Origin of the sequence: Deinococcus radiotolerans, from assembly GCF_014647435.1 — a bacterium.
GTDB classification, from domain to species: domain Bacteria; phylum Deinococcota; class Deinococci; order Deinococcales; family Deinococcaceae; genus Deinococcus; species Deinococcus radiotolerans.
The window spans coordinates 167,705-194,619 of record NZ_BMPE01000001.1 but is presented as its reverse complement, the minus strand read 5'-3'; the positions used below and the strand labels follow the sequence as shown (position 1 = coordinate 194,619).

Below are 26,915 nucleotides of genomic sequence, written 5' to 3'. Positions count from 1 at the left end.
CCCTGATAAGATTGAACCCAGTACAATCCCACATTCTGGCTGCCACCGCGCGCCCACCCGAGGAGTGACCATGGACTTCACCCTGAACAACGAACAACGCCAGTTGCAGCAGCTGGCCCGCGACTTCACCCGCAAGGAGATCATCCCGATCGCCGCCGAGTACGACCAGAAGGAAGAACTGCCCTGGCAGGTCGTGGAGAAGGCCTTCGAGGTCGGCCTCCTGAACCCCAGCATCCCTGAGCATGCGGGCGGTCTGGGGCTGGGTATGTTCGACGAGTGCCTGATCGCCGAGGAAATGGCCTACGGCTGCATGGGCATCTACACCGTGCTGATGGCCAGCGAACTGGGCATCGCCCCGATCCTGATTGGAGGGACCGAGGAGCAGCAGCGGCGCTTCCTGACCCCGCTGACCGAGAAGGCCGGGCTGGCCGCGTTCGCCCTGAGCGAACCGAACAACGGCTCTGACGCCGCCGCGATGGGTACCACCGCCGTGCTGGACGGGGACGAGTGGGTCATCAACGGCACGAAGATGTGGATCAGCAACGGCGGACTGGCCGAGATCACGGTCGTGTTCGCCACCACTGACAAGCAGGGCGGTCACCGCGCCACCGTCGCGCTGGTCGTGCCCAAGGACGCGCCGGGCTTCTCGTACAACAAGATCAAGCACAAGATGGGCCAGCGCGCCAGCCTGACCAGCGAACTGGTGTTCGAGAACGTCCGCGTACCGAAGGAGAACCAGCTGGGCGGGCAGGGGGACGGGTTCAAGATCGCCATGAAGACCCTCGACAAGACCCGCATTCCGGTCGCGGCGGGCTCGGTGGGCATCGCGCGGCGCGCCATGGATGAGAGCGTCAAGTACGCCAAGGAACGCGCCGCGTTCGGCAAACCCATCGCGGACTTCCAGGCCATCCAGTTCAAGCTGGCCGAGATGGCCATTGGGATCGAGACGGGCCGCCTGATGTACCAGAAAGCCGCGTGGCTGGTGGATCAGGGTCAACCCCACGGGTTCGAGAGCGCGATTGCCAAGGCGTACTGCTCGGAGATGGCTTTCAATGCCGCGAATGAGGGCATCCAGGTGCACGGCGGCTATGGGTACGTGGGCGAGTACCCCGTCGAGAAGCTCCTGCGCGACGTGAAGCTGAACATGATCTACGAGGGCACGAATGAGATCCAGCGCGTCGTGATCAGCCGCACACTCCTGCGCTGAGGCGCGGCCGCCTCGCACACCCCTGCCGCCCCTCCCTGATGAGGCGCCGTGGCCTGCCCGCAGCACATGTCGGCAGGCCACGGCGCCTCTTCCCGGTATGGATGGTCATTCTGACCTGGCGCTCCCCCACCTTCAGTTCCGGCTGGGTGGACGCCGCAGCCAGCGCATCCGCGCGTGCCGACCCGCGCGCACCCTATCCTGCGGGCATGAAACTGGTCAGATACACGGTGGCGAACGGCTCCGCGCAGTGGGGCGTCCTGAACGGCGAGCAGATTCAGGTCACGCGCGGCATGAGTGGCGAGGCGACCGGCGAGACGCTGGCCCTGGCCGACGTGACGCTGCTCGCCCCGGCGGAGCCCAGCAAGATCGTCTGCGTGGGCCGCAATTACCTCGATCACATCCGTGAGCTGGGCAACGATACGGGCGACCTGCCGAAGGAGCCCGGCATCTTCCTGAAAGGACCCAACGCGCTGGCCGAGCCCGGCGGGACCGTGCAGCGGCCCGACTGGACCCAGAACTTCCACTTCGAGGGCGAGCTGGCCCTGGTGATCGGGCAGAGCGCCTCGCACCTCACGCCTGAGAACGCGCTGGACTGCGTGGCTGGCTACACGGCCGGACTGGACCTCACGGCCCGCGACCTGCAGAAGACGGACCTGCAGTGGTTCCGCGCGAAGGCCGCCGACCGCTTCTGCCCCCTGGGCCCGTGGCTGGAGACCGAGTACGACCCGCGTGACGTGCGCGTGCAGACCCGCGTGAACGGCGTGACCCGCCAGGACAGCCGTACGTCACACATGATCTTCTCCGTCGTGGACATTCTGGTGTACGTGACGCGCTTCGTGACGCTGGAACCCGGGGACGTGGTGCTGACCGGCACGCCTGAGGGCGTGGGCGCCCTCCAGTCGGGTGACGTGGTCGAGGTGGAGGTCGAGGGCCTGGGCACGCTCGTCACCCCCATCGGGTGAAGTCCGGGGCGGTGACCGTCCGGTCACGGCGGTCCCGCACGGCCGCGCCGCCGCCCCCGGAAGCGGGAAACTTGACACCCCCGGGGGTGGCCCATACCCTGAACGCACGTTTTTCCTTTCATCGTCCTGCCGTCCACTGACTGTCCTGCGCCCCAGGGCGCCGTTACGTCAGTGCGGACAGGACCGGAGGCTCCATGAAGAAACTGCTCCTCACTGCCCTGCTCTCCACCCTGAGCGCCGCTTCGGCGTCCACCCTGGTCTTCGGCGGCAACGGCGAACCCGTCAGCCTGGAATCCGGCAACATCACGGACGGGATCAGCATTCTCGTCCAGCGTCAGATCTACGACACCCTCGTGGACTTCGAGGACGGCACCACCAACCTCAAGCCCGGACTGGCCACCAAGTGGACCGCCAACGCCAACAACACCGCCTGGACCTTCACGCTGCGCAAGGGCGTGCGCTTCCACGACGGCACCCCCCTGAACGCCGACGCGGTGATCTTCAACCTGAGCCGCTGGTGGGACAAGAACCACCCCTACGGCTTCCGTGACCAGGGCCGCACCTTCGAGATCGTCGGCGAACTGCTCGGCGGGTACAAGGGCGACGCCACGGCCGTCATCAAGAACATCGTGAAGGTCAACGACTCCACGGTCCGCATCGACCTGAACAAGCCCTCCAGCGTCCTGCCGGACGTGCTGGCCGCCGGGTACTTCGGCATCGCCAGCCCCGCCGCGATCAAGAAGGACGGCGCGAAGTACGGCACGCCCGCCAGCAAGCCCGTCGGCACCGGCCCCTTCATCTTCCAGAGCTGGCGCACCGGCGACCGCGTGACCCTGCTGCCCAACAAGCTGTACTGGGGTGAGAAGGCCAAGGTCGACCAGCTGGTCATCCGGTCCATCAAGGACGCCAGCCAGCGCCTGAACGAACTGAAGGCCGGCACCATCGACTTCGCCAACGACCTGACCCCGGACAGCCTCAAGAGCGTCCAGGGCGACAAGAACCTCGTGGCGGTCAAGCGGCCCAGCTTCAACGTCGGCTTCCTGAGCCTGAACAACCGCAACCAGTACCTCAAGAACGACAAGGTGCGCCAGGCCATCAGCATGGCCATCAACAAGAAAGAGATCGCCAACGCCTTCTGGAACGGCCTGGGCACCAGCAACGCCAGCTTCCTGCCCCCCGTCCTCGCGTGGGCGAACAGCTCCAAGGTCCCGGCCGATTACAAGTTCGATCCGGCCGCCGCGAAGAAGATGCTGGCCGACGCCGGCTACCCCAACGGCTTCAGCATTGACCTGTGGTACATGCCCGTCAGCCGCCCCTACTTCCCCACGCCCAAGCCCATCGCGGAAGCCATCGCCGCTGACCTGAGCGCCATCGGCGTGAAGGTGAACCTGAAGACCGAGGACTGGGCGAAGTACCTGGACGACCGCAACAAGGAACCCGGCTTCGACATGTACATGATCGGCTGGACCGGCGACTACGGCGACCCGGACAACTTCTACGGCGCGTACTACGGCTCGAACGCCTCGGACGACATCAACTGGAACCCCGCGAACGTGGAAACCCTGCTCCAGCAGGGCCGCGCCGCCGCCACCCAGGCCGCCAAGGCCAAGGTGTACCAGCAGCTGCACGAGATTACCTACAACGCCGCGTACCGCATTCCCATGGTGCACAGCAACCCGCTGGCCGCCGCCCGCACGTACGTTAAAGGCTGGACGCCCAGCCCACTGGGCAGCGAACCCTTCAACACCGTCAGCGTCAGCGGCAAGAAATAACCCCTCAGGGTGACCGGGGGCCAGCGCAGCGCCTTGCACAGGCCTGCGCTGGCCCCCGGCCCCTGCTCATCACACCTCTGGAGATTCACCTTGGGCAGTTACCTGATCCGCCGCCTCGCGCGGACCCTGCTGGTCATGCTGGGCATCAGCCTGGTCGTCTTTGTCTTCGTCCGGTCCATTCCCGGCGACCCGGCCGTCGCCATGCTCGGCGAGCGCGCCACGCCCGCAGCGGCCGCCGCGCTGCGCGAGCAGCTGGGCCTGAACAAACCCTGGTTCTTCAACCCGGCCAATCCCCTGGACGCGCAGTACCCGAAGTACATCTCGGCGCTGGTCCGCGGTGACCTCGGCACAGGCCTGAAGAGCAACATCCCGGTGCTGGATGACCTGAAAAGCAGGTTCCCCGCCACGGCGGAACTGAGCGTCGCGGCGCTGCTGGTGGCCCTCCTGATCGGTATGCCCGCCGGGATTCTGGCGGCCCTGCGGCGCAACAGCATCTGGGACAACCTCGCCACGACCATCTCGCTGCTGGGCGTCAGCATGCCCGTCTTCTGGCTGGGTCTGCTGCTGTCGTACTTCTTCGGCGTGAAGCTGGGCATCCTGCCGCCCAGTGGCCGGGCAGGAACGGAATTCAACGTGGACCCCATCACGGGCTTCAACGTGCTTGACGCGCTGCTGCGCGGCCAGCCCGCCGCGGCGTGGGACAGCGTCCGGCACCTGGTGCTGCCCGCCCTGGCGCTGGGCACCATTCCGCTGGCGATCGTGGCGCGCATCACGCGCAGCTCCATGCTGGACGTCCTGAATCAGGATTACGTGCGGACTGCGCGCGCCAAGGGTCTCACGGACCGCACCGTGACCGTGAAGCACGCCCTGCGCAACGCGCTGCTGCCCGTCGTGACCGTCATCGGCCTTCAGGCGGGGGCGCTGCTGGGCGGCGCGGTTCTGACCGAGACGATCTTCTCCTGGCCGGGCCTGGGCTCGTGGGTGTACGACGCGATCAGTCAGCGGGACTACCCGATCATTCAGGGCGGCGTGATCTTCGCGGCGCTGGTGGTCAGTGTCGTGAACCTGATCGTGGACCTCAGTTACGCCGTTCTCGACCCCCGCATCCAGTACAGCTGAAAGGAACAGTGACCCATGACAACAACGACTGTTCCGCAGTCCAAACCCAAGCAGGACAGCATCTTCTGGCGCCGGTTCCGGCGCAGCACGCCCGGCAAGGTGGGCGCCGTGATCGTGCTGGCCTTCGTGCTGCTGGCCGTGTTCGCCAGCGTCCTGAAACCCTACGACCCGCGCAATGAACCCAACCGGTACACGCTGCGCCTGAAACCGCCGTCCATCACCGCCCTGTGGAATGCCGAGGCGAAGCAGACGTACACCGACCCGGTCAGCGGCAAGGTGAACATCTTCGCGGCGCCGTTCGGCACGGACAACCTGGGCCGCGACGTGATGACCCGCGTGCTGCACGGTACCCGCATTAGCCTGAAAGTCGGTGTGGTCAGCACCCTCCTGGCGCTGGTCCTGGGGACCCTGCTGGGCGTGCTGGCCGGGTACTTCGGCGGGTGGCTGGACAGCGTGCTGGGCTACCTGACGGACGTGATGCTGGCCTTCCCCGGCATCCTGCTCGCCATCGGCTTTGCCAGCATCTTCAGCGCGGACAATCCGCCGCTGCTGATCGCCGGGATGGACCGCCTGTTCGCGCTGAACAGTCCCCAGCTGGTGACGGCCATGCTGGCCGTGTCCCTGGTGCAGATCCCGGTGTACCTGCGTCTGGCGCGCGGCGTGGTCCTCTCGGTCCGCGAGCGGGAGTTCGTGGCCGCCGCCGGAGCGCTGGGCGCCTCGCAGGCCCGCATGGTGTTCCGGCACGTGCTGCCCAACAGCCTCTCGCCGCTGATCGTGCAGGGTGCCCTGAGCATCGCCACGGCCACGATTGAGGTCGCGGCGCTGGGCTTCCTGGGCATCGGGGCGCAGCCGCCCCTGCCAGAGTGGGGCACCATGATCAGTGACAGCCGCCAGTACTACCTAGACGCCCCGTGGACCATGATCTTCCCGGGCCTAGCGATCTTCCTGACCGTGCTGGGCTTCAACCTGCTCGGCGACGGGCTGCGCGACGTGCTGGACCCCCGCAGCACCCAGTAATTACCCAAGGAGAGAGGCGGCCCCCGATGTGCACTGGGGGCCGCCTCTCTCCTTGGTGTTACTCGCGGGGAATGTTCACGTCGAACAGTGCCCGCACGAACTCGCGGCTGTCGAAGGGTTGCAGGTCGCCGGGCTGCTCGCCCACGCCGATGAACTTGATGGGCACACCCAGTTCCCGCACGATCGGCACCAGAATGCCGCCCTTGGCGGTGCCGTCCAGTTTCGTGACGATCACGCCGGTCAGTGGCGTGGCCTCATGGAACTTCTTGGCCTGTTGCAGGCCGTTCTGGCCGGTCACGGCGTCCAGGACCAGCCACACCTCGGCGGGTTCGCCCGGGTCGGCCTTGTCGACCACGCGCCGGACCTTCTTCAGTTCTTCCATCAGGTTGTGCTTGTTGTGCAGGCGCCCGGCCGTGTCCACGAACAGCAGGTCGGTGCCGCGCGCGGCGCGCGCGGTCGCGCCGTCGAAGGCGACCGCTGCGGGGTCCCCGCCGTCCGCGCCCTGCACGACCGGGATGCCCAGGCGGTCACCCCACACGCCCAGCTGCGTGCTGGCCGCCGCGCGGAAGGTGTCCCCCGCGGCGAACATGACGCTCTTGCCGCGGTTCACGTAGTACTGGCCCAGTTTGGCGATCGTGGTGGTCTTCCCCACCCCGTTCACGCCGATCACCATGACGACGTGGCCCTTGGGGTCCACGCTGCTGCGCCGCGCGTCGGGGCTGAAGCCCAGCTTGCGGAACTCGGCGCGTTTGGCGTCCGGTTCCAGTTGCAGCGTCAGGGCGTCCATCAGGGCCTCCTGAAGGTTCTTGCCCTCGGCGCGGCGGATGTCCTCCAGGATCTCCTCTGTGGCGGCGCGGCCCACGTCTGCGGCGATCAGGGCGTACTCGAGGTCCTCGATGGTGTCCAGCCGGTTGGTGAGGACGTCGCGGACGTCAGTGCCGAGGTACCCGGCGGTGTCGTTGATCTGCTTGCGGGTTTTGGACAGCCCGTCGCGGAGACGTTCGAGCCAGCTCACGCGGGCACTCCGGCGGGGGGGGTGGGGTTACTCATGAGCTCACCATAGCGTGCGTGCGCGCGGTCACGCGTCCCAGCCCATCCTGAGCTGAGGTTCATCCATTCAGGCTCAGTCGGCGCAGCCAGGCGTGCCCGAGGACACTGCCGCCGTCAGGTTCAGGGCTGCAGGCGCAGGAGGTGCAGTTTGATCTGCCCCAGGCGGCCGCGGCTGAACGACCCTTTCCCCAGGACCTGCTCGGCCTGCCCGGCTGGGGTCCAGGTCAGCACGGGGACGTGCTCACTCCAGCGCGCCCGCAGGTCGGGGTCCACGTCGATATTCACGGGGGTGAACCGAAATTCAAGGTCGCTGAGGTGGTGGGCCGCCTGCTCGCACAGGGCGCAGCCGGGCCGGGTATACAGGGTCAGGGTGGGAAGGGCCACGGTCAGGCGGGGTGCAGCACGTGCGGGCGGTGCAGCAGCGCCATGGCCTGCACCGGGGCGTACATGTCATTCGAGGACAGCAGGTCACCCACGCTGGAGTAGATGCGCAGGACCTGCCCGCCCTGGCGCACGGCGTACATCTGCCCTTCGGGTCCCACCTGGATCAGCCAGGGGGCGTCGGTGGGTTCGCCGACCAGCGTCTCCATGGAGAAGGTGAGGCCCGGGGTGCCGTCCGCCTCGATCTTGCGGACCTTGCGGGCAACGCTGTCCACGATGTACACCGCGCCGTACTGGTCGACGCCCAGGCCCTCCAGAGGGCGCAGGGCGTCACTGTTGCGGTCCAGGCGGAACGCGAAGCGGCTGATGTACTCGCCCTGGGCGTTGAATCGCTGCACCTCGTTGTTGCCGGTATCCAGAATGTAGACATGGCCGTCGGGGGCGGCGACGATGCAGCGGGGCCTCTCGAAGCGGCCCAAGCCCTGTCCGCGCCCACCGAAGCGGCGCACGAAGTTCCCGTCCAGGTCGAAGACCACGACGTGGTGCGCTTCGGCGTCCAGGATGTACACCTGTCCCTGCGCGACGGCCACGCTGACCGGTTGCAGCAGTTCGCCCTCGCCCAGACCGTACGCGCCGAAGGACCGGAGTTCCCGCCCTTCCGGATCAAGTTTCCGCACGAGCGCGCCCGCCTTGCCCTGGCGGTAATCCAGCAGGGTCACGTACAGGTGGCCGGCGGAGTCGCTGGCCATGGCGTTGGGCGCGCCGGGCAGACCCTGGGTGCCGCCGGTCTGGTCGCGCAGGCTGGCGCGCAGCTTGCCTTTCAGGTCGAGCAGGCGCAGCGTGCCGCGTTTCTCCTGCACGCTGAGGGCCAACGCGACCGGGTCGTGGAACACGTCGTCGCTGAGCACCCCGGCGTCGATGCGGGCGATCACGTCGTCCAGGGTGGGGCGCGAGGCGGGGTCCTTCTCGATCATGTGCAGGATCAGGTCGTTCAGCTTGCCCGGCACTTCCAAGCGGACCTGTTTGGGCGGTTTGGGCGATTCAAAGACCTGCTGGTGCACGACGGCCTCGTAGCTGCCCTTGAAGGCGGTCTGGCCGGTGACCATCTCGTAGGCCAGCAGACCCAGCGAGTACACGTCGCTGCGGGCGTCCACGCGGTTGCCCTTGGCCTGTTCGGGCGCCATGTAGATGGGCGTGCCCACCCGGGCGCCGGTCATGGTCAGGCGGGTCAGGACCTTCCCGACGGCAATGCCGAAGTCCATGAGTTTCACGCCGCCCTCGCGCAGGTGGCCGTCCGTGAAGGCGTTTTTCAGGACCATCACGTTCGCGGGTTTGATGTCACGGTGCACGACGTTCTGCATGTGAATGTGGCGCAGCGCGTCGGCCAGGGCGCGGATGATCTGGGCGCTCTGCTCGAAGGCCAGCGGGTTATTTTCCAGCACCTCTTCCAGGCTCTCACCGTCGAGGAATTCCATCGCGATGTAGTGTTCCGGGTCCTGCATGCGGTAGTCGTACACGCGCACGATGTTGGGGTGGTTGAAGCGCTTGAGCACCTCCGCCTCGCGGTAGAAGCGTTTGACGAACTTGGCGTCCGCGAGGTACTTGTCCTGCGGGACCTTCAGTGCCACGGTGCGGCCGTCCTGGCGGCGGCGGGCGCGGTACACGCTGCCCATCCCGCCGATTCCGATGCGGTCAAGGACCTCGTACTCCTGGAAGCGCAGGTCACTGGTGACCTTGGACGGGGTGAGGCTGGAACGGCGCTGCACCTGGGTGGGCGACGCGGTACGCTGCACCCGCACGGGCCGCTTCCGGCCTGGCCGGTCCAGGCTGGGCAGCACCATCCGCCCCATGCGGTACGCGGCGGTGGCCACCAGGAAGGCCGCGGCGACCAGCACCCCCTGCGCGCGGTGCAGGTCGTTCACTTGCAGGCCACCCTGCCCGGGCTCGCCCACGCCGATCGCCAGGGCGCCCAGCAGCAGGGCCAGCAGCGCCGCGGGCACGGCCGTCACGTAGATCAGGATGCGCTCGCCCAGCCGGACGGTCAGCAGCACCCCCACGATGAACAGGGCCGCGAGCAGCAGCGGCGTCACAACGAAACCCGGGTGCGCGGGGCTGGGAGGTCGAGGCACGTCATTCCACCTCTGTTATACAGGGCGCCGGGGCCGCCTGCCTGACCTCCGGGCTGGACTGGCCCCTGCCCCCGGCCGGGGGGCGGCGTCGCGCCGGGCGGGGTTCAGCGGGCATACTGGGGGGAATGTTCACTTCAGTCTGCTCGACCCGCCTGGAGGCGCACCGTGGACCACTGGGTTGAACTTGTAGAGCTGTACGAGTACAAGGTGCAGGACCTCATGGAGGGCCGCGCGCCGCGCGGTGGGCGGCGCGGTCTGGCGCTGCTGCGGGACGAACTGCTCGGCGCGCCGCTGGACCCGGGCCTGCTGCGCCGCCTGATGGAAACGGACCGGCAGTACCGGCTGCATCAGGGCAACCCGGTGCGCCAGACGCGCCCGCGGGCCGGGCATGGGGGGCAGAGTACCTGGGAGGCGCCGCCCACCGTGGATTCCGACGAGTCGCGCGCCTGGGAGGAACTGCAGCTGATGCAGTGGCACCAGCGGGCCGCGGTGGAATCCCGGAACCTGACGCTGCGCTGGCAGCGCGAGCCGGGTTTCGCGCACCTGCGGGTGCTGTACACCGTGATCGAGAACGCCGAACGTCTGGCCCGGCCCGGCACGCAGCCGCTGGCGGTGCCGCCCGCCCATGACGCCCTGATGGACCTGCACGATCCCGAGGTCACGGGCCGCCTGGCGAGCGCCCTGTCGGTGCTGCTGCTCTCGGACGATGGGCGCGCGCGCGTGCGGGCCGCGATGTCTGCCGTGCAGGCCGAGCCGTTCCCCCGGCACCCGGACGAGGACGTGCTGGCCGCGCGGATCGCGGCCGCCGAGCGGGAGCCGCTCGCGCACGAGGCGCGTGAGGCCCTCATCCGGGCGCTCCGGGCGGAATTTCCGCTGCCGCGGGACCCGCGCGAGCGGCCCGCGATCCGCGCGGCCGCGCGGCACGTGGCGGACCACGTCGAGGCGATTCTGGACGTGCTGCCGAAACCCAGCCTGAACGGCGCGCCGCAGGGGAGCATCCTGTTCGCGCAGCATCCGGGCAGCGCCATGCGCGTCCCGGACGACGGCGCGGAGCGCCTGACGGTGTACCTCAAAGGCGGGAGCGGCGCACGCTGGCGGGGTCTGAACCTCGAGTGGCAGCCGATCGGCCCGAACTGGCAGGTGCAGGTCGGGTCCCAGCTGACGCTGCTGCGGCCGGGGCTCGCGCCGCACGAACGATCGCAGACGCTGAAGCTGGCCGATCAGCAGTTCCGGGCCTTTGTCAGTGGCGCGTACATGACGCTGGTCGTGGAGAGCCACACGGCGCTGGAACTGGGGCGCCGGGCGTCCACGGCGCGGGCGACGGCGCTGCTGCTCGACCCGGCCCAGGAATACGCGTACCTGAGGCTGGCGCGCGCGGCGGCGCAGGTGCTGCGCGGCGGGCCGCTGAATCTGGAGAAACTCACGCCGGACAGCGCCCGGAAGTACCAGGATTCCACGCCGGACGTGCTGCTGGCCTTCGCCCGCAAGGGTGTGGACACGCTGTGTCAGCGGCTGGCGCGGGTGTCAGCGGACGACGCGGCCCTGGGGTTCCGGACGGCCGCGCAGGCGCTGGGCCTGCACCGCGTGGTGGCGGACCGGCTGCACGCGGCGCTGCACATCGCGCTGCATGACCCGGAGGTCCTGCCGGCGGGTCAGGCCGTCACGCGGCTGGAGCTAAGCAGCGGGGGCGGCTTTGCCAGCGTGGTGCTCACGGATGAGCCGCTGGCCATTCAGGTGGAAGGCCGCGGCGTGACGGTCCGCTGGGATTACAAGGGGGAACTGGTGGTCATGATGCCGGGCCTGGCGCCCATGGTGCTGCATGACCTGCTGGTGGCGCGCCTGCCGGGCGGGAACCTGCTGCTGGTCCGGCACGGGTCGTGGCTGAGTGCCGCGCTGGCCCCGGACGTGCCCGTCTCGACGCTGGAAGCGGCGGATCTGTCCACTGAGGACATCCGGATCACGAATTGAGCCGCGCCGGGCAGTTGGTGCGGGGCGTGCGGGCAGGTAGCATGGGCGGCATGTCGGCCTTGGCGTCTTCCTGCGCGGTGGTAATAGCGGCTTTCAACGAGGAGGACACCGTCGGTGAGGTGGTGCGGGTGGCCCGGACCTTCACGCCCGAGGTGGTCGTCGCCTCGGACGGAAGTGGGGACGGCACGGCGCAGGTGGCGCGCGGGGCGGGCGCGCAGGTGGTGGAACTCACGCAGAACGTGGGCAAGGGCGGCGCGCTGCGAGCCGCGCTGCTGGCCACGGAGGCGGAGGTGGTGATCCTGCTGGACGCGGACCTGACCGGCCTGAGTGCCGAGCACCTGCGCGCGCTGTGTGACCCGGTGCTGCGCGGCGAACTGGACATGAGCATCGGCGTGTTCGAGGGCGGGGGCTTCGTGACCGACTGGGGCAACAAGCTCACGCCGCACCTGAGCGGGCAGCGGGCCTGCCGCCGCGAGTGGCTGCTGGGCGTGCCGGACCTGGCCGCGGAGCGCTGGCCGGAACCGGCGATCACGCGGCACCTGAAGGCGACGGGCGCCACCTGGGCGTACGTGGACCTGCCGAACGTGGCGCAGGTGGTCAAGGAGAAGAAGCGGGGTTTCTGGGGGGGCGCCAAGGCCCGCACGAAGATGTACGTGTCGCTGCTCACGTACCGCGCGCGCCGCCGCAAGGGCTGAGCGGGCGCGCCCGGCGCTCAGCGTTGCAGGTCGATGGTGCTGCCATCGGCGGTCTGGTAGCGGACGATCCCGACGGCCGGCACGAAGTAGCTGAACTGCACGCTGGTCTTCCCCAGGGTGACGGTCTCGGTGCGCAGCATCAGGCTGTTGAAGTTCCCCGCCGAGAGCTTCAGGGGGCTCACGCCGGTCACGGTGACGGTCATGCGCAGCGTGCCGGTGCTGGAGCGCCAGGTCTGCCCGGGGCTGAGCGGCCCGGCGGGGTACACCAGCAGGGGCGAGCTGTACCACGTGAGGCGCCCGGCGGTGTTCACGCCGCGCAGCCACACACTGCCGTCCGCGCGGTACTCGAGCATGTCCTGACTGTAGGTGGTGCTGCCGAACTGATGGCTGAGCGGCACGACGGTCACGCCGCGGTGGGTGACGGGGGCGCCCACCACCTGGGTTTCACCGCTGGCGTACGTCCAGCGGGTGCCGGGCCGGTGCGGGTAGTAGTGCGGGTCGAGGCTGGCCGCCTGGGCGGGGGGCAGAGCGGTGAGGGCGGTGAGCAGCAGGGGCAGCAGGGGGCGCATGAGCGTCCGCAGCGTAGCGCGTTCCGCTGGCGGGCAGGTCAGGGGGCGGGGTCGGCGTGCAGGGTGAAGCCGCCCTTCGGGTTGGGGTGCAGGCGGGCGAAGGGCACGTCCGGGTCGTGCGGGGTGCAGATCAGGGCGCCTTCCTCGAACCACTGCCCCAGGTGCCGCTTGCGGGTCTCCAGGGTGGTCACGGGGTACAGGTCGTAGCCCATGATGTACGCGGTGGGTGCGTGGGCCAGGGTGGGGATCAGGTCCGCAACGTACACGAGGGTCTGCCCTCCGGCGCGCAGCACGACGCCCTGCTGCCCAAGGTTGTGCCCGGGCAGCGGCAGGACGCTCAGGCCGGGGCGCAGTTCGTGTTCGCCGTCCACGATCTCGAACAGGCCCGCGTGCTCGATGGGGTCGATGTATGCCGGAAGGTAACTGGCGCGGCTGCGTTCGTGCGTGTGGCGGGCGTCGTGAAGTTCCTGCCGCTGCACGACGTACCGGGCGTTCGGGAAGGTGGGTTCGCCCAGGGTGGTGACGTTGCGCCCGGCGTGATCGAAGTGCAGATGCGTGTTGATCACGAGGTGGATGTCGTCGGGACTCAGGCCCAGGGCGTCCAGGCCGCGGAAGGTGGTCTCGTCGCGGTCCAGGGCGTACATCTGCTCAAATTTTTCGCCGCCTTGGTCCCACATGCCGGTCTCGATGAGGATGTTCTCGCCGCCCAGCTGGATCAGGAGGGGGTTGATGCGCAGCCGGACGCGGTTGAGGTCATCCGGGAGGGCCACGCGTTCCCACAGGACGCGGGGCACGCTGCCGAACATGGCGCCGCCGTCCAAGCGGAACTGGCCGTCCGTGAGGGAGTGGACGGTGACGGGGCCGATCTGGCGGGACTGGGTCCAGGTGCTCACGGTGCAGAGCCTAGCAGACCGCCCCTAACGCCCGTTCGGCTGGCCGGAGTACAGGGCCGGATGCAGCGCGGGCGCCAGGGCCAGCGAGAGCGCCTGCGCCCACACGGCCGGCCGGGTCACGAGGCCGCCGGTCAAGGCCCCGACGGTCCCCACGCCGCGTTTCAGGTCGCGGGTGCCCAGGATGTCGTCCATCACGCGGCCCAGTTCCTCGCCCGCCAGCACGCGCGGCAACGCCGCGGGCGGGATGGGCAGCTCGGCGGTGCGGGTGCACAGGAGCAGGCCGTCCCCGGCGCGCACGGCAGCGACCACGCCGAACAGCCAGCCCTGCCCGCGCTCGACCCGCACGCCGCCCTCCAGACCCACGCCCCAGGTCGCGCCGTCGAGGCGGGCGGCGCGCCGGGCGCGGTTCACGGCGCCGCGGCGCGTCTCCCCCACCCCGATCGGCTGGTCCGGCACGCCGCTGGGGACGGCCGCGCCACGCACCTCCAGTTCCGGATAGAGGACCGCGAAGACGTCACGGACGGGCTGCACCTTGCCTGGATTCAGGGACCCCACGATGCCCCTCATGCGCCGTCTGGTCCGGGCAGCGTGCCGCTGAGGCGCCGCAGGAGAGCCACCTGCCCCCAGTGGTACGCGCTGTGCGCGGCCAGGTCGGTCAGGATGTCGCGCGCGCGCACGCTGGGATCGGCGGCCAGCGCCTGCGCTTCAGCCAGCCCGGCCCGCAGATCCAGCAGCGCACCCTCCAATTGCGCCGGAGTGAGAGGCTCGTCCGGCCATACGGTCAGCCCGTCCGGCCAGGCTTGGGCGCGGCCTGAGGCGAGGTCCAGGCTGGCCCGCTGCGTCACCTGAAGGTGGAACAGCAGGTCCCCCAGGGTGTAGGGCAGACCGGGCCACGACTGGGTGGCCTCCGCGTGGGTGAGCCCACCGAGCAGGTCGGTGGGCGAGCGGAACGCGGCGCCTCCGGCCAGGGCGTATTGCAGCACGTTCATGCGCTCAGGATACGGGACGCTATCCGACTGGGCCCCAGGCCAGGCTGTGCCCACGGAGGGCAGAGCCCACGGCCACCTCACGTCAAGGTGGGCTCAAGGGACGGTGGGGGGCCTGTAAACGCCGGGGGGTGCGAGGCGTCATCTGTGGATGACAGACTGAGCGGCAATGGCCCCCACACGGGGCTGGAGGCTTCCGATGACTCAGACTTCCCTACCTGTGCACATTCTGCTCGTCGAGGACAGTGAGGCCGACATCATCCTGACCCGCGAGGCGTTCCAGGAGGCGGGCATCCTCACGGACCTGCACGTCACCCGCGATGGCGTCGAGGCGCTGGAGCGCCTGCGAGACCCGGCTCAGCCACGGCCGGACGTGATCCTGCTGGACATCAATATGCCACGCATGAACGGTCTGGAACTGCTGCGCGTGTTGAAGCAGGACCCGGACCTGATGACCATCCCGGTGATCATGCTGACCACCAGTCACGCTGAGGAGGACATTCTGAAGTCCTATCAGGCTTTCGCGGCGAGTTACGTGGTGAAACCCGTGGAGTTCGGCAAGTTCTATGAGGCCATTCAGGCGCTGGGCCGCTACATGCTGACAATTGTGCGCCTGCCCCCGCGGGCCAGCTGACGCGGTTCAGGCTGGGGTCCTCCGACAGCAAAGACGGGGACCCCCTGCCTCATCATCCTTCGGCGCTCTGGTACCAGTTGCGGTCCCAGCGGTGCGCATGCAGGCGCTGCACCTGCTGCTCGGGCAGGCCCTGTCCGTCGGCCAGGGCTGCGTTGTGTTCCACGTTCCGCACCGAGCGCATGCCAACGATCACGGTGGACACGGCGGGGTGCGACAGCACGAAGCGCAGGCTGGTCTCCGCGAGCTGGTCGGTGCGGATGCCCAGGTCCTGCTCGATGGCGCGCAGGCGGGGTTGCAGCTGGCTGAGGCGGTCGCCGCCGAAGTAGCCGTTCCGCCAGTCGCCCTCGGGGAAGGTGGTGGCCTCGGTGAGGGTACCGGTCAGGCTGCCCTCGTCCAAGGCGACGCGCACGATGACGCCCACGCCGTGTGCGTGGCAGGCGTTGAGCAGGCGGTCCTGTGGGGACTGGTCGAACACGTTGTAAATGACCTGCACGGTATCCACGGCGCCCGCCTCGACGGCCTTCACGGCGTTGTCCGGCTGGTGGTCGTTGATGCTGATGCCGAACGCGCGGATCAGCCTGTCGCGCTTGAGCTGGGCCACGGCGTCCTGCCAGTCGCCCTGGCCCAGCCAGGTGTCGTTCCAGACGTGCAACTGCTGCACGTCGATGGTGGGCAGGCCCAGGCGGTCCAGGCTGGCGCGTGTCATGTCGGTGAGGTACTGGCCGGGGAAGGCCTCGTCGGCGGTGGTGCCGGGTGCAGCGGGCCACTGCATATTCTTCGGGCTGATCTTCGTGGCGACCAGGGTGCCCGGGTGCTCGCGCGCCACCTGTCCCACGAGACGTTCACTGTGGCCGCTGCCGTAGCCCATGGCGGTGTCGATGAAATTGCCGCCCAGTTCGATGTAGCGGCGCAGGGCGCCGAGGCTCTGGTCGTCCTGCGCGCCCTTCCACATGTCGGCGCCGATGCCCCAGGCGCCATAGCCGATCTCGGTAACGTTCAGGCCGGTGCGGCCCAGCGGACGTTGGTGCATGGTCATCCCCAGACTGTAACGATTCAGATCGTGTGAATCCAGCGCCACCCTTGACAGGCTCTTCACAAGAGTACGCTGCGCAGGTGAATGCCCTCCCCAACCTGAGCCCCCAGGCCCGGCAGCTGGCCACCACCGGTCTGGTCGTGGGCGTCTTCCTGGCGGCGCTGGAAGCCAGCGTGGTCGCCACCGCCATGCCCAGCGTCATCCGCGACCTGGGCGGCGAGACACTGTACGCCCTGCCCTTCGCGGTCTACCTGCTGACCAGCACCGTCAGCAGTCCCCTGTGGGGCCGCGCCAGTGACGTGGTCGGCCGGCGCCGCCTGTACCTCGCCGCGGTCCTGATCTTCCTGATCGGCTCGGCCCTGTGTGGCCAGAGCCACTCCATGGCCATGCTGATCGCCGCGCGGGTCGTGCAGGGCATCGGCGCGGGCGGCCTGCTGCCCCTGACCCTCACCATGGTCGGAGAACTGTACTCGCTTCAGGAACGCAGCCGCGTGCAGTCGTTCATTTCGGGCGTGTGGGGCGTGTCCGGGCTGGTGGGGCCGCTGCTGGGCGGCTGGCTCACCGAGACGCTCTCGTGGCGCTGGACGTTCTACGCCAGTCTGCCCTTCGGCGCGGCGGCGCTGCTGCTGGCCCTGCGCTTCCTGCCGGAAACCGGGCGGCCCCGCCCCGCCAGACTCGACTGGGCGGGCGCGGCGCTGTTCACGGTGGGCAGCGGCTTGGTCGTGTGGGGCCTGGAGCAGCGGCAGTGGCTTCTGGTGATCCTGGGGGCCGTGACCCTGGCAGCCGCCGTAATTATCGAACGCCGTCACCCAGACCCCCTGCTGCCCATGCGCGCCCTGCGCGAGCGGCTGCCGCGCGTGGCGTTCGCCGGTAACCTGCTGGGCGGCGCGGCGTACTTCGGCGTGATCGCGTACCTGCCGCTGTACGCGCAGGGCGTCACGGGCGGCGGCGCCACGGCGGGCGGCGCGATCCTGACGCCCATGCTGGTCGGCTGGACCCTAACAGCCATCGTGACGGCGCGGCTGGTGAAGACCGTCCCGCTGGCCCGCATCGCGCAGGTGGGCTTCGCGGTGCTCGTCGTGATGTTCGGCGCGCTGACCTTCGCCGTGCACGCGCCCCTGTGGGTCACGAGCGCGCTGGGCTTCGCGGTGGGCACCGGCATGGGCTTCTCCATGCTGAGCTTGCTGCTGGCCGCGCAGGAGGCCTCCACGCGTGAGGAACTGGGCGCCGTGACTAGTGGCGTGCTGTTCGCCCGGCAGATGGGCGGCGCGCTGGGCACCGCCCTGATGGCGCTGCTGATCGGCTCGGCCGCCATCCAGAGCGGTGGCTTCGAACTGGCCGAGGGCCTGCGCCGCGCCTACCTGCTGGCGCTGGGGCTGGTCGTGGTGGCCCTGGCACTGAGTTTGAGGCTGCGCGCCACGCCCGCCGCAAGCCCGGCACCGGCTAGCAACGATTGACGCGCCACAGGCAGGCCGCCACCCAAGTCAGAGGTGGCGGCCTGTTGCGTCTGCGCTCAGGCGGGCGTGAGGCAGCCCTGGAGGAACAGGTCGTGCAGGCGGTCGTCCCCGGTGAGTTCCGGGTGGAACGCCGTGGCAAGCACGCGGCCCTGCCGCACCCCGACGGCCTGCGCCTCGTATTCGGCCAGCACCTCCACGCCGTCACCGACGCGGGCGAAGGCGGGCGCGCGGATGAACACGGCGGGAAACGCACCGTTCAGGCCCTGCACGTCCAGCCCGGTCGTGAACGAGTCGATCTGGCGACCGAAGGCGTTGCGCTGCACGGTGACGTCCAGCAGGCCCAGGCTGTCCTGACGGCCGAACTGCGGCGGGGCACCCTGCACTTCACGGGACAGCAGGATGGCGCCTGCGCAGGTGCCCCACAGCTGCCCGCCGCGCGCGTGGAATGCCCGCAGGGGCTCCCACAGCGCGTACTCGCTCATCAGGCGGGCCATGGTGGTGCTCTCCCCGCCGGGCAGGATCAGGCCGTGCAGGCCGTCCAGGTCCGCCGCAAGGCGCACCTCGGTCACCTGGGCACCCAGGCGGTCCAGGGCGGCGCGGTGCTCACGGAACGCGCCCTGGAGGGCCATCACGCCGATGCGGGCGGTCACGGGTCTTACCAGCCTCGCGCGGCGAGGCGCTCGGCAGGAATCAGGTCATCAATGTTGATGCCGGTCATGGGCGCACCCAGGTCCTCGCTGATCTCGGCGAGCACCTCGGGGTTCTGGAAGTGCGTGACGGCCTTGACGATGGCCTGCGCGCGGCGTTCGGGGTTGTCGCTCTTGAAGATGCCGCTGCCCACGAACACGCCGTCCAGGCCCAGGATCATCATCAGGGCGGCGTCGGCGGGCGTGGCGACGCCACCGGCGGCGAAGTTCACGACAGGCAGTTTGCCGTGCCCGTGCACGTAGCGGACCAGTTCGTACGGCGCCTGGAGGTCGCGGGCGACGGTCATGAGTTCCTCGGCGGGGCGGGCCTGGATGTGCTTGATCTCGCCCAGCACCGTGCGGGCGTGGCGGACGGCCTCGATGACGTTGCCGGTCCCGGCCTCGCCCTTGGTGCGGATCATGCTCGCACCCTCGCCGACGCGGCGCAGGGCCTCGCCGAGGTTCTTGGCGCCGCACACGAAGGGCACTTTGAAGTCGTGCTTGAGGATGTGGTACTGGTCGTCGGCGGGGGTCAGGACCTCGGACTCGTCGATGAAGTCCACGCCGAGCGCCTGGAGGATCTGCGCTTCCACGATGTGCCCGATCCGGACCTTGGCCATGACGGGGATGCTGACGGCGCCGATGATCTCCTTGATCATCTTGGGGTCGCTCATGCGGGCCACGCCACCGTCCTTGCGGATGTCGGCGGGGACGCGTTCGAGGGCCATGACGGCGGTCGCGCCGGCGGCCTCGGCAATGCGGGCCTGGTCGGCGGTGACGACGTCCATGATGACGCCGCCCTTGAACATCTCAGCGAAGCCCTGCTTCAGGGCGGGGGTACCGGTGGTCGCTTCAGTCATACGGGCACAGTAAAAGAAAACTGACCCCACCGATAGGGTCACCCGCAGGTGAACGGTGGGGTCAGTTGATTGAGGCCCAGCTCAGCCTGATGAACGCCGCCGCGCCGCCTCGATCTTCTCCACCAGCTGCGACGGCCGGAACGGCTTGACCAAGTAATCCTCGACCACGTTCGGTCCCAGGTCCGGCATCACCGACGGACGCGCCAGGCCCGACAGGAACACCACCGGTGGCAGCGCCGCGCCATGCTGCTCGGCCATGCGGCGCACCGTCTCGAAACCGTCCCAGGGGACCATCAGGACGTCCATGACGATCACGTCAATGGCCTCCTGCGCCAGCAGTTCCAGCGCGCGCGGTCCGCTGCCTGCCGGGCACACCTCGTATCCCTGAATGGTCAGGGTCAGGTCGAGCAGTTCCAGGATCTGCTCCTCGTCGTCCACGACCAGCAGGCGCACCGCGCCACCGGAGGTCATGGCAGCAGGCCCAGCGGGTCGACCGTCTGGCCGCCCAGCCGCACCTCGAAGTGCAGGTGCGGGCCGGTGCAGATCCCGGTGCAGCCGATGTATCCCAGCAGCTGCCCCTGCTCCACGGACTGCCCGGCCGACACGGCCGCGCGGCTCATGTGGCCGTAGACGATGGTGCTGTCCCCGTTTTGCGTGTACACATTCAGACCATACGCCCCGTACCCGCTCTGCGTGACGCGACCTGCCGACGCCGCGTAGATCGGCGTGCCGTACGGCGCGGCTAGGTCAATGCCGCCGTGGAACACCTGCTGGTGGAACGCGATGTCCCGCTCGGCGTAGCGGCTGGTGATCCGGTACGACCGCATGGGCCAGATCAGGCCGATGCGGCCCGGCGCGAGGCTGGCCGCCGTGACGCTTGAACGCTGCGCGGCCTGCCGAGAGCGGGCCTGCGCTTCCGCCTTCGCCGCCTCGAACTGCTCCTGACGCTCGACGGCCGCGATGGCTGCCTTGCGCTCGGGGCTGTTCTTCCACGCCAGGAACTTCTCGTACTGCGCCTGCGCGGCGTACTTGGCTTCCAGGCGGGCCTTCTCGCGCCCCTCCTTCCAGGCCAGGAACTTCTCGTACTGCGCCTGTCGCTGCGCGGCCAGAGCGGCGCGGCGCTCCGCTTCCCGACGCTCGGCCAGCTGCTGCGCGAAGCCCTCGGCGCGGATGCCCGGCAGCAGCAGTTCATCACCAACGTCCAGTTCGGTGGGCAGGACGTCATTGGCGCGGGCGGTCAGCACGAGGTCCGCGCCGTACCCGGCGATCAGCGACAGGGCGCTCTGCCCGGGCTTGATGCGCACCAGCAGCCCGCGCGCCCCGGTGGGCACGTTCAGGGTGCTGCCCGCCTTGAGCGCGTCAAGGCTGGTGCGGTTCAGGTTCATGCCCAGCAGGTCCACGACGCTCAGGCCGAAGCGGTGCGCCACGCCCGCCATGGTGTCCCCGTTGCGCACGCGGTACGTGACGACCGACGAGGGCCGAACCGGCTGGCGCTCCTGCACGCGGCCCGGCAGGGTCAGCTGCACGACCTGCGTGCCGCCCCGCGCGGACAGGAGTTTCACGGCGCCGCCCGTCAGGCCGTAGCGGCGCGCGACATTCGGCAGGGGCGTGTCCCGGGAGGTGACGACTGCCAGGGTCCGCTCACCGGTGTCGCGGCTGAGCACCACGTCCGCCGGACGGTCCAGCTGAAGTTGCAGTGGGGCGAGCAGCTGCTCTTCCGCGGTGAACTGCTGCGCTTGGGCGGCGCCCAGAAGGGCGCCGAGGGTCAGGAGCCGCGTCGCGCGGCGAAAGGGAGTACAGGACAAGGTGAAAGCTCCGAAGTGAGGGTCGAGTAGACGAACGTCAGCCGCCGGCCAGAGCCGCGAGGAATTCGACGTTGTTCCGGGTTTTTCCCATGCGGGACAGCAGCATTTCCATCGCGTCCGCCGGGTCCATGTCGCTGATGACTTTGCGCAGCAGCCACATCTTCTTCAGCACTTCAGGTTGCAGCAGCAGCTCCTCGCGGCGCGTGCCGGACTTCAGGATGTCCAGCGCCGGGAAGATGCGGCGTTCCTCAAGGCGGCGCGACAGCACGAGTTCCGCGTTGCCGGTGCCCTTGAATTCCTCGAAGATCACGTCATCCATGCGGCTGCCGGTCTCGACGAGCGCGGTGGCCAGGATGGTCAGGCTGCCGCCCTCGCGGATGTTGCGCGCCGCGCCCAGGAAGCGCTTGGGCCAGTGCAGCGCGTTGGAATCCAGACCGCCGGACAGGGTGCGCCCGGTGGGCGGCGTGACGAGGTTGTTCGCGCGGGCCAGTCGCGTGATGGAATCCAGCAGGATCACCACGTGACCCCCCTCTTCCACGATGCGCCGGGCGCGTTCGTGCACGAACTCCGCCACGCGCACGTGATGCTGGGGCGGCTCGTCGAAGGTGCTGGCGATGACCTGCGCGCCCTGCACGCTCTCACGGAAGTCCGTAACTTCCTCGGGGCGCTCGTCAACGAGCAGGACCATGACGGTCACGTCCGGGTAGTTCTTGACGATGGAGTTCGCGACCTTCTTCAGCAGGCTGGTCTTCCCGGCCTTGGGCGGCGCGACGATCAGCGCGCGCTGCCCGCGCCCGATGGGCACCAGCAGGTCCACGACGCGCAGGCTCAGGCCGTCGTCCATGCTCGGGTCCTCAAGCACCAGCTGAGCGTCCGGGAAGGTAGGCGTCAGGTCGTCGAAGCGCGGGCGGCGGCGGGCCGTTTCCGGGTCCACGCCGTTCACGGCCTCCACCTGCACGAGCGACCCGAAGCGTTCGTTCTCGCGGGGGCGGCGCGCGCGGCCGATGATCTCGTCCCCGGTGCGCAGGTGGTACTGCTTGATGACGCCAGCGCTGATCAGCACCGTGCGGCTGTTCGGATCAAGCAGGTCCGCCTGCAGGAAACCGTACCCGTCGGGGCTGATCTCCAGGAAGCCGCGCGCGAGCAGCTGGCCCTCGCTGGCCGCCTGATGCTCCATGATCGCCAGGGCCAGGGCATCCTTCTTCAGCTTGCGGTAGTTCTCGATGCCGTACCCGGCGGCAATCAGGTGCAGCTCGGGCAGGATCTTCTGTTGCAGTTCGTGGAACGGGAGGCTCTGCTGGGCGTCAGTCACTGGGTGGCCTCCCGGGGGGCGTAATCTGGAATGCCCGCGCGACCGCCGCGCACCTGGGGTGCGGGCTGGTGATCGGGGCGGGCAGGGGGGGTAAAGGATTTCATTCGTTAAACTCCTGTAACCAATTTTAAACACGCGCTGGCGTTTTGCACATGCGCGCGGCTGCAACGTGAGGTGCGCACCACTGAAAAGGCCGTCCTTGCGGGCGCTCACAGCGTGACCCCCGAGAGGCCACGTTGACCATTCCCAGCCTGCCGCCCTACCATGAGGGGCACCCCAGACCGGGGTGAGACACGAGGAAGGCGACCGAGAGGACAGTACGCGGGCGCACAGGAACGCACGAGCGAGTCAGGGGTGGTGAGAGCCTGACGCGGACCCAACCAGCCGAACATCACCTCCCGCGCCGACGGAAGAAAGGCCTACAGGCCGACTAGACCCGTCCGGACACCCCCCGTCAGAGGGCCAATGGAGACCGGCACGCGCCGGTGAAGTTGGGTGGTACCACGCACCAGCTCCCCCAGGGGGCGGCGCGTCCCAGCATCGTCCCCCCATGTGGGGGCGTGACCGCTGAGACCCGCCGCCCCCTTTCCCATCCGCCCGTGTTCTGTCCCCGGAGGCCCGAACCATGCACCTGACCGACATTCCCTTCGGGGTGACCACCTGGGCCGACGTGCCCGCCACCGAACACCCCGGCGAGCGCGGCGTGGCCGTGTGGCGCACCCGGCAGTTCGGCGCGGTCCGCGTGCGGATGGTCGAGTACTCGCCCGGGTATCTGGCCGACCACTGGTGCGAGAAGGGCCACATCCTGCTCGTGCTGGCCGGGCAACTGGACACCGAACTGGCCGACGGGCGCACCTTCACGCTGCGGCCCGGCGAGTCGTATCAGGTGGCCGACCACGCCGAACCGCACAGGTCGAGTACCGCCGTGGGGGCCACGCTGTTCATCGTCGACTAGCCGCCCTCTGCCCGTTTCCTGACCTGCACCCCGGAGGTGACCATGCCCCGCGCCCGACTGTTGCGCACCCGACTGGCCCGCCCACTTCCCCTCTGCCCCGCCCGGCCCAGGCCGCCGATTTGGACGCGGGTGACCCCCGCCTCCGACGCCCGACCCACACAGCCCCTCACAGCCCACCCGGAGATCACATGACCGACAAGAAGACCCTCTTCACGCCCGTGCAGGGCAACCCGAACTTCCCCGCGCTGGAACAGGGCATCCTCGACTTCTGGAAGCGCGAACGCGTGTTCGAACGCTCGCTGGAACAGACCCAGGGCGGCCCCGTCTTCACGTTCTTCGAGGGCCCGCCCACCGCGAACGGCCAGCCCGGCGTGCACCACGTCCAGGCCCGCTCCTTCAAGGACCTCTTCCCGCGCTTCCGGACCATGCAGGGCTTCCACGTGCCCCGCAAGGCCGGCTGGGACACGCACGGCCTGCCGGTCGAGCTGGGCGTCGAGAAGAAACTCGGCCTGAACAGCAAACGCGAGGTCGAGGCGTACGGCATCGACCGGTTCAACGCCGAGTGCCGCGCCAGCGTGTTCGAGTACGAGGCCGAGTGGCGCAGGTTCACCGAGCGCATGGGCTACTGGGTGGACCTAGACGACGCGTACATGACGCTGCACAAGGACTACATCGAGAGCATCTGGTGGAGCGTCAAGAACCTCAGCGAGAAGGGCCTGCTGTACAAGGGCTTCCGCGTGGCGCCGTACTGCCCGAAGGACGGCACGACCCTGAGCAACGCCGAGGTCAGCGAGGGCTACAAGGACATCCAGGACCCCAGCGTGTACGTGCCGTTCCGCCTGACCGACCCGGCCCGCCTGGGCCTGGAGGACGGCGCGGCGTTCCTGGTGTGGACGACCACCCCCTGGACGCTGCCGTACAACGTGGGCGTCGCCATCCACCCGGAGTTCGAGTACGTGGCCGCGCGCGACAAGGACGGCCACGTGCTGATCCTGGCCGCCAGCCTGAAGACCGAGGTGCTGGGCGAGGACGCCGAGGTCGTCAGGACGTTCAAGGGCAGCGAACTGGAGCGCGTGGCGTACCAACCCCTCTTCACCGAAGCGTATGAGGCCGAGGGTGAGGGCAAGCCCGTGTGGATGTCGGGTCTGGACACTTACGTGTCCGACAGTGACGGGACCGGCATCGTGCACACCGCGCCCGCGTTCGGTGAGGACGACATGCGTCTGGCCCGCAACTACAGCTTCCCGGTGATCGTGGGCGTGGACGGCGAGGGCAAGCACCGCTTCGGCCCGTGGAAGGGCGTGTTCTTCCGCGACGCGAACACCGAGATCGTCCGGGACCTGCGCGCGCGCGGCTTGATGTGGCGCGAGAAGAACTTCCTGCACGCCTACCCGCACTGCTGGCGCTGCGGCACCCCGCTGATGTACTACGCCACCGAGAGCTGGTACCTGAACAACACCCGCCTCAAGGAGCGCCTGATCGAACTGAACCAGACGATCGACTGGCACCCGCCGCACATCAGGAACGGCCGCTACGGCGGGTGGCTGGAGAACCTGATCGACTGGAACCTCTCGCGCAACCGCTACTGGGGGACGCCGCTGCCCGTGTGGGAGGCCGAGGACGGCGAGTACCGCGTGGTCGGCAGTTACGCTGAACTGGCCGAACTGAGCGGCCGCCCCGAATTGACGGGCCCGGACTTCGACCCGCACCGCCCGTTTGTGGACGACATCACCTTCGAGGACGGCGGGAAGACCTTCCGGCGCGTGCCGTACGTGATGGACGTCTGGTACGACAGCGGCAGCATGCCGTTCGCGCAGCACCACTACCCCTTCGAGAACAAGGAGAAGTTCGAGCAGGGCGGCTTCCCGGCCGACTTCATCGCGGAGGCCATCGACCAGACGCGCGGCTGGTTCAACTCGCTGCACCAGATCGGCACGATGGTGTTCGATTCCGTGGCGTACAAGAGCGTCATCTGCTCGGGGCACATCCTGGACGAGAAGGGCGCGAAGATGAGTAAGAGCAAGGGGAACATCGTGAACCCCTGGGAGGTGTTCGAGCAGTACGGCGCGGACGCCGCCCGCTGGTACATGTACGTGAGCGCGCCGCCCGAACTGAGCCGCCGCTTCGGCATGAACCTCGTCGGCGAGGCGTTCCGCAGCTACTTCCTGACGCTGTGGAACACCTACTCGTTCTTCGTGCTGTACGCGAACCTCGACCAGCCGGACCTGAAGGCCGCCGCGCCCGCCGCAGAGCGCCCCGAGGTGGACCGCTGGCTGCTTGCCAAGGTGCAGGCCCTGATCGCCACGGTCACGGCCGCGCTGGAGAACTACGACCCGACCGGGGCCAGCCGCGCCCTGCAGGACTTCGTCGTGGAGGACCTGAGCAACTGGTACGTGCGCCGCAACCGCCGCCGCTTCTGGGCCGGGGACGACGGCGCCGACCACAACGCGTACGCCACGCTGCACTACGCGCTGGTGACCGTCACGCAGCTCACCGCGCCGTTCACGCCGTTCCTCGCCGAGACGCTGTACGGGAACCTCGTCCGCTCGCTGGTCCCGGACGCGCCCGACAGCGTGCACCTCACCCCCTGGCCCAAGGTGGACGAGGCGCTGGCCGCCCCGACCCTGGTGGGCGAAATGGACGCCGTGCTGCGCGTCGTCAGCCTGGGCCGCGCAGTCCGCGGCAAGACCAGTCTGCGTCAGCGTCAGCCCCTGCCTAAGGTCATGGTCCGCGCCCGCACCGCCGACCAGACCCAGGCGCTGGGCCGCTTCGCCGAGCAGCTCAAGGAGGAACTGAACGTCAAGGAGGTCGAACTGATCGACCAGTTCACCGAACTCGTCAGCTACCAGCTGCGCCCCAACCTCCCGGTGCTGGGCAAGAAGTTCGGGAAGGCCGTACCGCAGGTCCGCGCCGCGCTGGCTGCCGCGGACGCCAGCGAGGTCGCCCGCCTCGTGCGCGACGGCAAGCAATTCGAGGTCATGGCGCCCACCGGCGAACGCTTCGAGCTCGGGCCGGACGAGGTCCTCGTGGATGCCAAGTCCCCCGAAGGCTTCGCCGCGCAGGAGGAAGCCGGGTACCTCGTCGCCTTCGACACCACCCTCACCCGCGAACTGGAACTCGAGGGTCTCGCCCGCGACCTCGTGCGCGGCGTTCAGGACGCCCGCAAGAAGGCCGGCTTCGAGGTGCAGGACCGCATCGCCCTGCACCTGGATCTGAGCGGTGACGCCCGCGAGGCCGCCGAGGCGTGGCAGGAATACCTGATGAGCGAGACCCTCGCCGAGACGCTGGTGTTCGCCCCCGCCGACGGCTTCGAAGCCGAACTCGAGGGCGGAAAGGCGTACCTGCAGAAACTGGACACCGCCAGCCACAACTGAGCCGGCATCAAGAGAGGCGCACCCAGTGATCCGGGTGCGCCTCTCCCCTTT

General features: G+C 68.9%; 24 protein-coding genes. 11 read left to right on the top strand and 13 right to left on the bottom strand.

The genetic code is table 11. The features are described 5' to 3' along the window. The first annotated feature begins 70 nt into the window (after positions 1-70). The 5 genes from IEY63_RS00920 to IEY63_RS00900 all read left to right on the top strand — a co-directional run bounded on the left by IEY63_RS00920 (position 71) and on the right by IEY63_RS00900 (position 6,077). Positions 71-1,207 (top strand): acyl-CoA dehydrogenase family protein, encoded by a 1,137-nt coding sequence (locus IEY63_RS00920; protein ID WP_189067097.1) that lies wholly within the window; start codon positions 71-73, stop codon positions 1,205-1,207. A gap of 206 nt (positions 1,208-1,413) precedes the next feature. After that, positions 1,414-2,169, top strand: coding sequence for a fumarylacetoacetate hydrolase family protein (locus tag IEY63_RS00915; RefSeq protein ID WP_189067096.1), 756 nt, complete (start codon positions 1,414-1,416; stop codon positions 2,167-2,169). A gap of 194 nt (positions 2,170-2,363) precedes the next feature. Beyond that, positions 2,364-3,941 (top strand): ABC transporter substrate-binding protein, encoded by a 1,578-nt coding sequence (locus IEY63_RS00910; RefSeq protein WP_189067095.1) that lies wholly within the window; start codon positions 2,364-2,366, stop codon positions 3,939-3,941. A gap of 90 nt (positions 3,942-4,031) precedes the next feature. Beyond that, positions 4,032-5,060 (top strand): ABC transporter permease, encoded by a 1,029-nt coding sequence (locus IEY63_RS00905; protein WP_189067094.1) that lies wholly within the window; start codon positions 4,032-4,034, stop codon positions 5,058-5,060. A gap of 15 nt (positions 5,061-5,075) precedes the next feature. Further along, entirely contained in the window at positions 5,076-6,077 is a 1,002-nt protein-coding gene (locus IEY63_RS00900) for an ABC transporter permease (protein WP_189067093.1), read from the top strand. Between the two features lie 58 nt (positions 6,078-6,135). On the opposite strand, the gene ftsY is transcribed toward IEY63_RS00900, so the two are convergent. The 3 genes from ftsY to IEY63_RS00885 form a co-directional block, all read right to left on the bottom strand. Further along, on the bottom strand, positions 6,136-7,092 hold the full coding sequence (gene ftsY / locus IEY63_RS00895) for a signal recognition particle-docking protein FtsY (protein WP_189067092.1): 957 nt from the start codon (positions 7,090-7,092) through the stop codon (positions 6,136-6,138). 155 nt (positions 7,093-7,247) lie between these two features. After that, complete coding sequence (locus IEY63_RS00890; RefSeq protein ID WP_189067091.1) at positions 7,248-7,511, bottom strand: glutaredoxin family protein; 264 nt, start codon at positions 7,509-7,511, stop codon at positions 7,248-7,250. A gap of 2 nt (positions 7,512-7,513) precedes the next feature. Continuing rightward, positions 7,514-9,598: a protein kinase domain-containing protein gene (locus tag IEY63_RS00885; RefSeq protein ID WP_189067995.1), complete on the bottom strand. Its 2,085-nt coding sequence runs from the start codon at positions 9,596-9,598 to the stop codon at positions 7,514-7,516. Between the two features lie 204 nt (positions 9,599-9,802). Here IEY63_RS00885 and IEY63_RS00880 point away from each other — a divergent pair, with 204 nt between their 5' ends. Together IEY63_RS00880 and IEY63_RS00875 are read left to right on the top strand one after the other, a co-directional pair. Further along, positions 9,803-11,605 carry a hypothetical protein gene (locus tag IEY63_RS00880; RefSeq protein WP_189067090.1) on the top strand — a complete coding sequence of 601 codons (1,803 nt, stop codon included), beginning with the start codon at positions 9,803-9,805 and terminating at the stop codon, positions 11,603-11,605. Positions 11,606-11,655: 50 nt separating this feature from the next. Next, positions 11,656-12,300: a glycosyltransferase family 2 protein gene (locus IEY63_RS00875; RefSeq protein ID WP_189067089.1), complete on the top strand. Its 645-nt coding sequence runs from the start codon at positions 11,656-11,658 to the stop codon at positions 12,298-12,300. Between the two features lie 17 nt (positions 12,301-12,317). On the opposite strand, the gene IEY63_RS00870 is transcribed toward IEY63_RS00875, so the two are convergent. Genes IEY63_RS00870 through IEY63_RS00855 form a run of 4 tightly spaced genes read right to left on the bottom strand, consistent with a single transcriptional unit; the run spans position 12,318 to position 14,751 of the window. Further along, positions 12,318-12,869 (bottom strand): hypothetical protein, encoded by a 552-nt coding sequence (locus IEY63_RS00870; protein ID WP_189067088.1) that lies wholly within the window; start codon positions 12,867-12,869, stop codon positions 12,318-12,320. Positions 12,870-12,907: 38 nt separating this feature from the next. Then, the gene (locus IEY63_RS00865) at positions 12,908-13,762 is read right to left on the bottom strand and encodes an MBL fold metallo-hydrolase (RefSeq protein WP_444542374.1); all 855 of its coding nucleotides are present in this window, start codon (positions 13,760-13,762) and stop codon (positions 12,908-12,910) included. Positions 13,763-13,786: 24 nt separating this feature from the next. Next, complete coding sequence (gene yjjX, locus IEY63_RS00860) at positions 13,787-14,329, bottom strand: inosine/xanthosine triphosphatase (RefSeq protein ID WP_189067087.1); 543 nt, start codon at positions 14,327-14,329, stop codon at positions 13,787-13,789. Continuing rightward, complete coding sequence (locus IEY63_RS00855) at positions 14,326-14,751, bottom strand: DinB family protein (RefSeq protein WP_189067086.1); 426 nt, start codon at positions 14,749-14,751, stop codon at positions 14,326-14,328. Before IEY63_RS00855 ends, yjjX begins: the two co-directional genes overlap by 4 nt. Before the next feature lie 196 nt (positions 14,752-14,947). On the opposite strand from IEY63_RS00855, the gene IEY63_RS00850 reads away from it, so the two are divergent. Next, positions 14,948-15,382 carry a response regulator gene (locus IEY63_RS00850; protein WP_189067085.1) on the top strand — a complete coding sequence of 145 codons (435 nt, stop codon included), beginning with the start codon at positions 14,948-14,950 and terminating at the stop codon, positions 15,380-15,382. Positions 15,383-15,434: 52 nt separating this feature from the next. Here IEY63_RS00850 and IEY63_RS00845 read toward each other — a convergent pair whose 3' ends face one another. Further along, the gene (locus IEY63_RS00845; protein ID WP_189067993.1) at positions 15,435-16,412 is read right to left on the bottom strand and encodes an aldo/keto reductase; all 978 of its coding nucleotides are present in this window, start codon (positions 16,410-16,412) and stop codon (positions 15,435-15,437) included. Positions 16,413-16,495: 83 nt separating this feature from the next. Between IEY63_RS00845 and IEY63_RS00840 the strand changes: the two genes are divergently transcribed. Then, positions 16,496-17,872 carry an MDR family MFS transporter gene (locus IEY63_RS00840; RefSeq protein ID WP_189067084.1) on the top strand — a complete coding sequence of 459 codons (1,377 nt, stop codon included), beginning with the start codon at positions 16,496-16,498 and terminating at the stop codon, positions 17,870-17,872. 56 nt (positions 17,873-17,928) lie between these two features. On the opposite strand, the gene pdxT is transcribed toward IEY63_RS00840, so the two are convergent. From pdxT to rho, 5 genes are all read right to left on the bottom strand, one after another. Beyond that, entirely contained in the window at positions 17,929-18,501 is a 573-nt protein-coding gene (gene pdxT, locus IEY63_RS00835; RefSeq protein ID WP_189067992.1) for a pyridoxal 5'-phosphate synthase glutaminase subunit PdxT, read from the bottom strand. A gap of 26 nt (positions 18,502-18,527) precedes the next feature. Then, a complete protein-coding gene (gene pdxS, locus IEY63_RS00830; protein ID WP_189067083.1) occupies positions 18,528-19,418 on the bottom strand; it encodes a pyridoxal 5'-phosphate synthase lyase subunit PdxS in 891 nt (296 codons plus the stop codon). Positions 19,419-19,499: 81 nt separating this feature from the next. After that, positions 19,500-19,889: a response regulator gene (locus tag IEY63_RS00825; protein ID WP_189067082.1), complete on the bottom strand. Its 390-nt coding sequence runs from the start codon at positions 19,887-19,889 to the stop codon at positions 19,500-19,502. Beyond that, positions 19,886-21,223, bottom strand: a complete 1,338-nt coding sequence (locus IEY63_RS00820) for a peptidoglycan DD-metalloendopeptidase family protein (protein WP_189067081.1) — start codon at positions 21,221-21,223, stop codon at positions 19,886-19,888. The genes IEY63_RS00825 and IEY63_RS00820 overlap by 4 nt, the downstream gene beginning before the upstream one ends. Before the next feature lie 37 nt (positions 21,224-21,260). Beyond that, positions 21,261-22,535: a transcription termination factor Rho gene (rho, locus tag IEY63_RS00815; protein ID WP_189067080.1), complete on the bottom strand. Its 1,275-nt coding sequence runs from the start codon at positions 22,533-22,535 to the stop codon at positions 21,261-21,263. Positions 22,536-23,160: 625 nt separating this feature from the next. Between rho and IEY63_RS00810 the strand changes: the two genes are divergently transcribed. After that, the gene (locus IEY63_RS00810) at positions 23,161-23,490 is read left to right on the top strand and encodes a DHCW motif cupin fold protein (RefSeq protein ID WP_189067079.1); all 330 of its coding nucleotides are present in this window, start codon (positions 23,161-23,163) and stop codon (positions 23,488-23,490) included. A gap of 188 nt (positions 23,491-23,678) precedes the next feature. After that, on the top strand, positions 23,679-26,864 hold the full coding sequence (gene ileS, locus IEY63_RS00805; protein ID WP_189067078.1) for an isoleucine--tRNA ligase: 3,186 nt from the start codon (positions 23,679-23,681) through the stop codon (positions 26,862-26,864). The last annotated feature ends 51 nt before the right edge of the window (positions 26,865-26,915 follow it).

Coding starts and splice junctions, on each gene's coding strand:
- IEY63_RS00810 (WP_189067079.1), top strand. CDS start 23,161: ATGCACCTGACCGACATTCCCTTCGGGGTGACCACCTGGGCCGACGTG.
- IEY63_RS00825 (WP_189067082.1), bottom strand. CDS start 19,889: ATGACCTCCGGTGGCGCGGTGCGCCTGCTGGTCGTGGACGACGAGGAG.
- IEY63_RS00920 (WP_189067097.1), top strand. CDS start 71: ATGGACTTCACCCTGAACAACGAACAACGCCAGTTGCAGCAGCTGGCC.
- pdxT (WP_189067992.1), bottom strand. CDS start 18,501: ATGGCCCTCCAGGGCGCGTTCCGTGAGCACCGCGCCGCCCTGGACCGC.
- IEY63_RS00910 (WP_189067095.1), top strand. CDS start 2,364: ATGAAGAAACTGCTCCTCACTGCCCTGCTCTCCACCCTGAGCGCCGCT.
- IEY63_RS00850 (WP_189067085.1), top strand. CDS start 14,948: ATGACTCAGACTTCCCTACCTGTGCACATTCTGCTCGTCGAGGACAGT.
- pdxS (WP_189067083.1), bottom strand. CDS start 19,418: ATGACTGAAGCGACCACCGGTACCCCCGCCCTGAAGCAGGGCTTCGCT.
- IEY63_RS00855 (WP_189067086.1), bottom strand. CDS start 14,751: ATGAACGTGCTGCAATACGCCCTGGCCGGAGGCGCCGCGTTCCGCTCG.
- IEY63_RS00870 (WP_189067088.1), bottom strand. CDS start 12,869: ATGCGCCCCCTGCTGCCCCTGCTGCTCACCGCCCTCACCGCTCTGCCC.
- IEY63_RS00845 (WP_189067993.1), bottom strand. CDS start 16,412: ATGCACCAACGTCCGCTGGGCCGCACCGGCCTGAACGTTACCGAGATC.
- IEY63_RS00875 (WP_189067089.1), top strand. CDS start 11,656: ATGTCGGCCTTGGCGTCTTCCTGCGCGGTGGTAATAGCGGCTTTCAAC.
- IEY63_RS00915 (WP_189067096.1), top strand. CDS start 1,414: ATGAAACTGGTCAGATACACGGTGGCGAACGGCTCCGCGCAGTGGGGC.
- IEY63_RS00900 (WP_189067093.1), top strand. CDS start 5,076: ATGACAACAACGACTGTTCCGCAGTCCAAACCCAAGCAGGACAGCATC.
- yjjX (WP_189067087.1), bottom strand. CDS start 14,329: ATGAGGGGCATCGTGGGGTCCCTGAATCCAGGCAAGGTGCAGCCCGTC.
- ileS (WP_189067078.1), top strand. CDS start 23,679: ATGACCGACAAGAAGACCCTCTTCACGCCCGTGCAGGGCAACCCGAAC.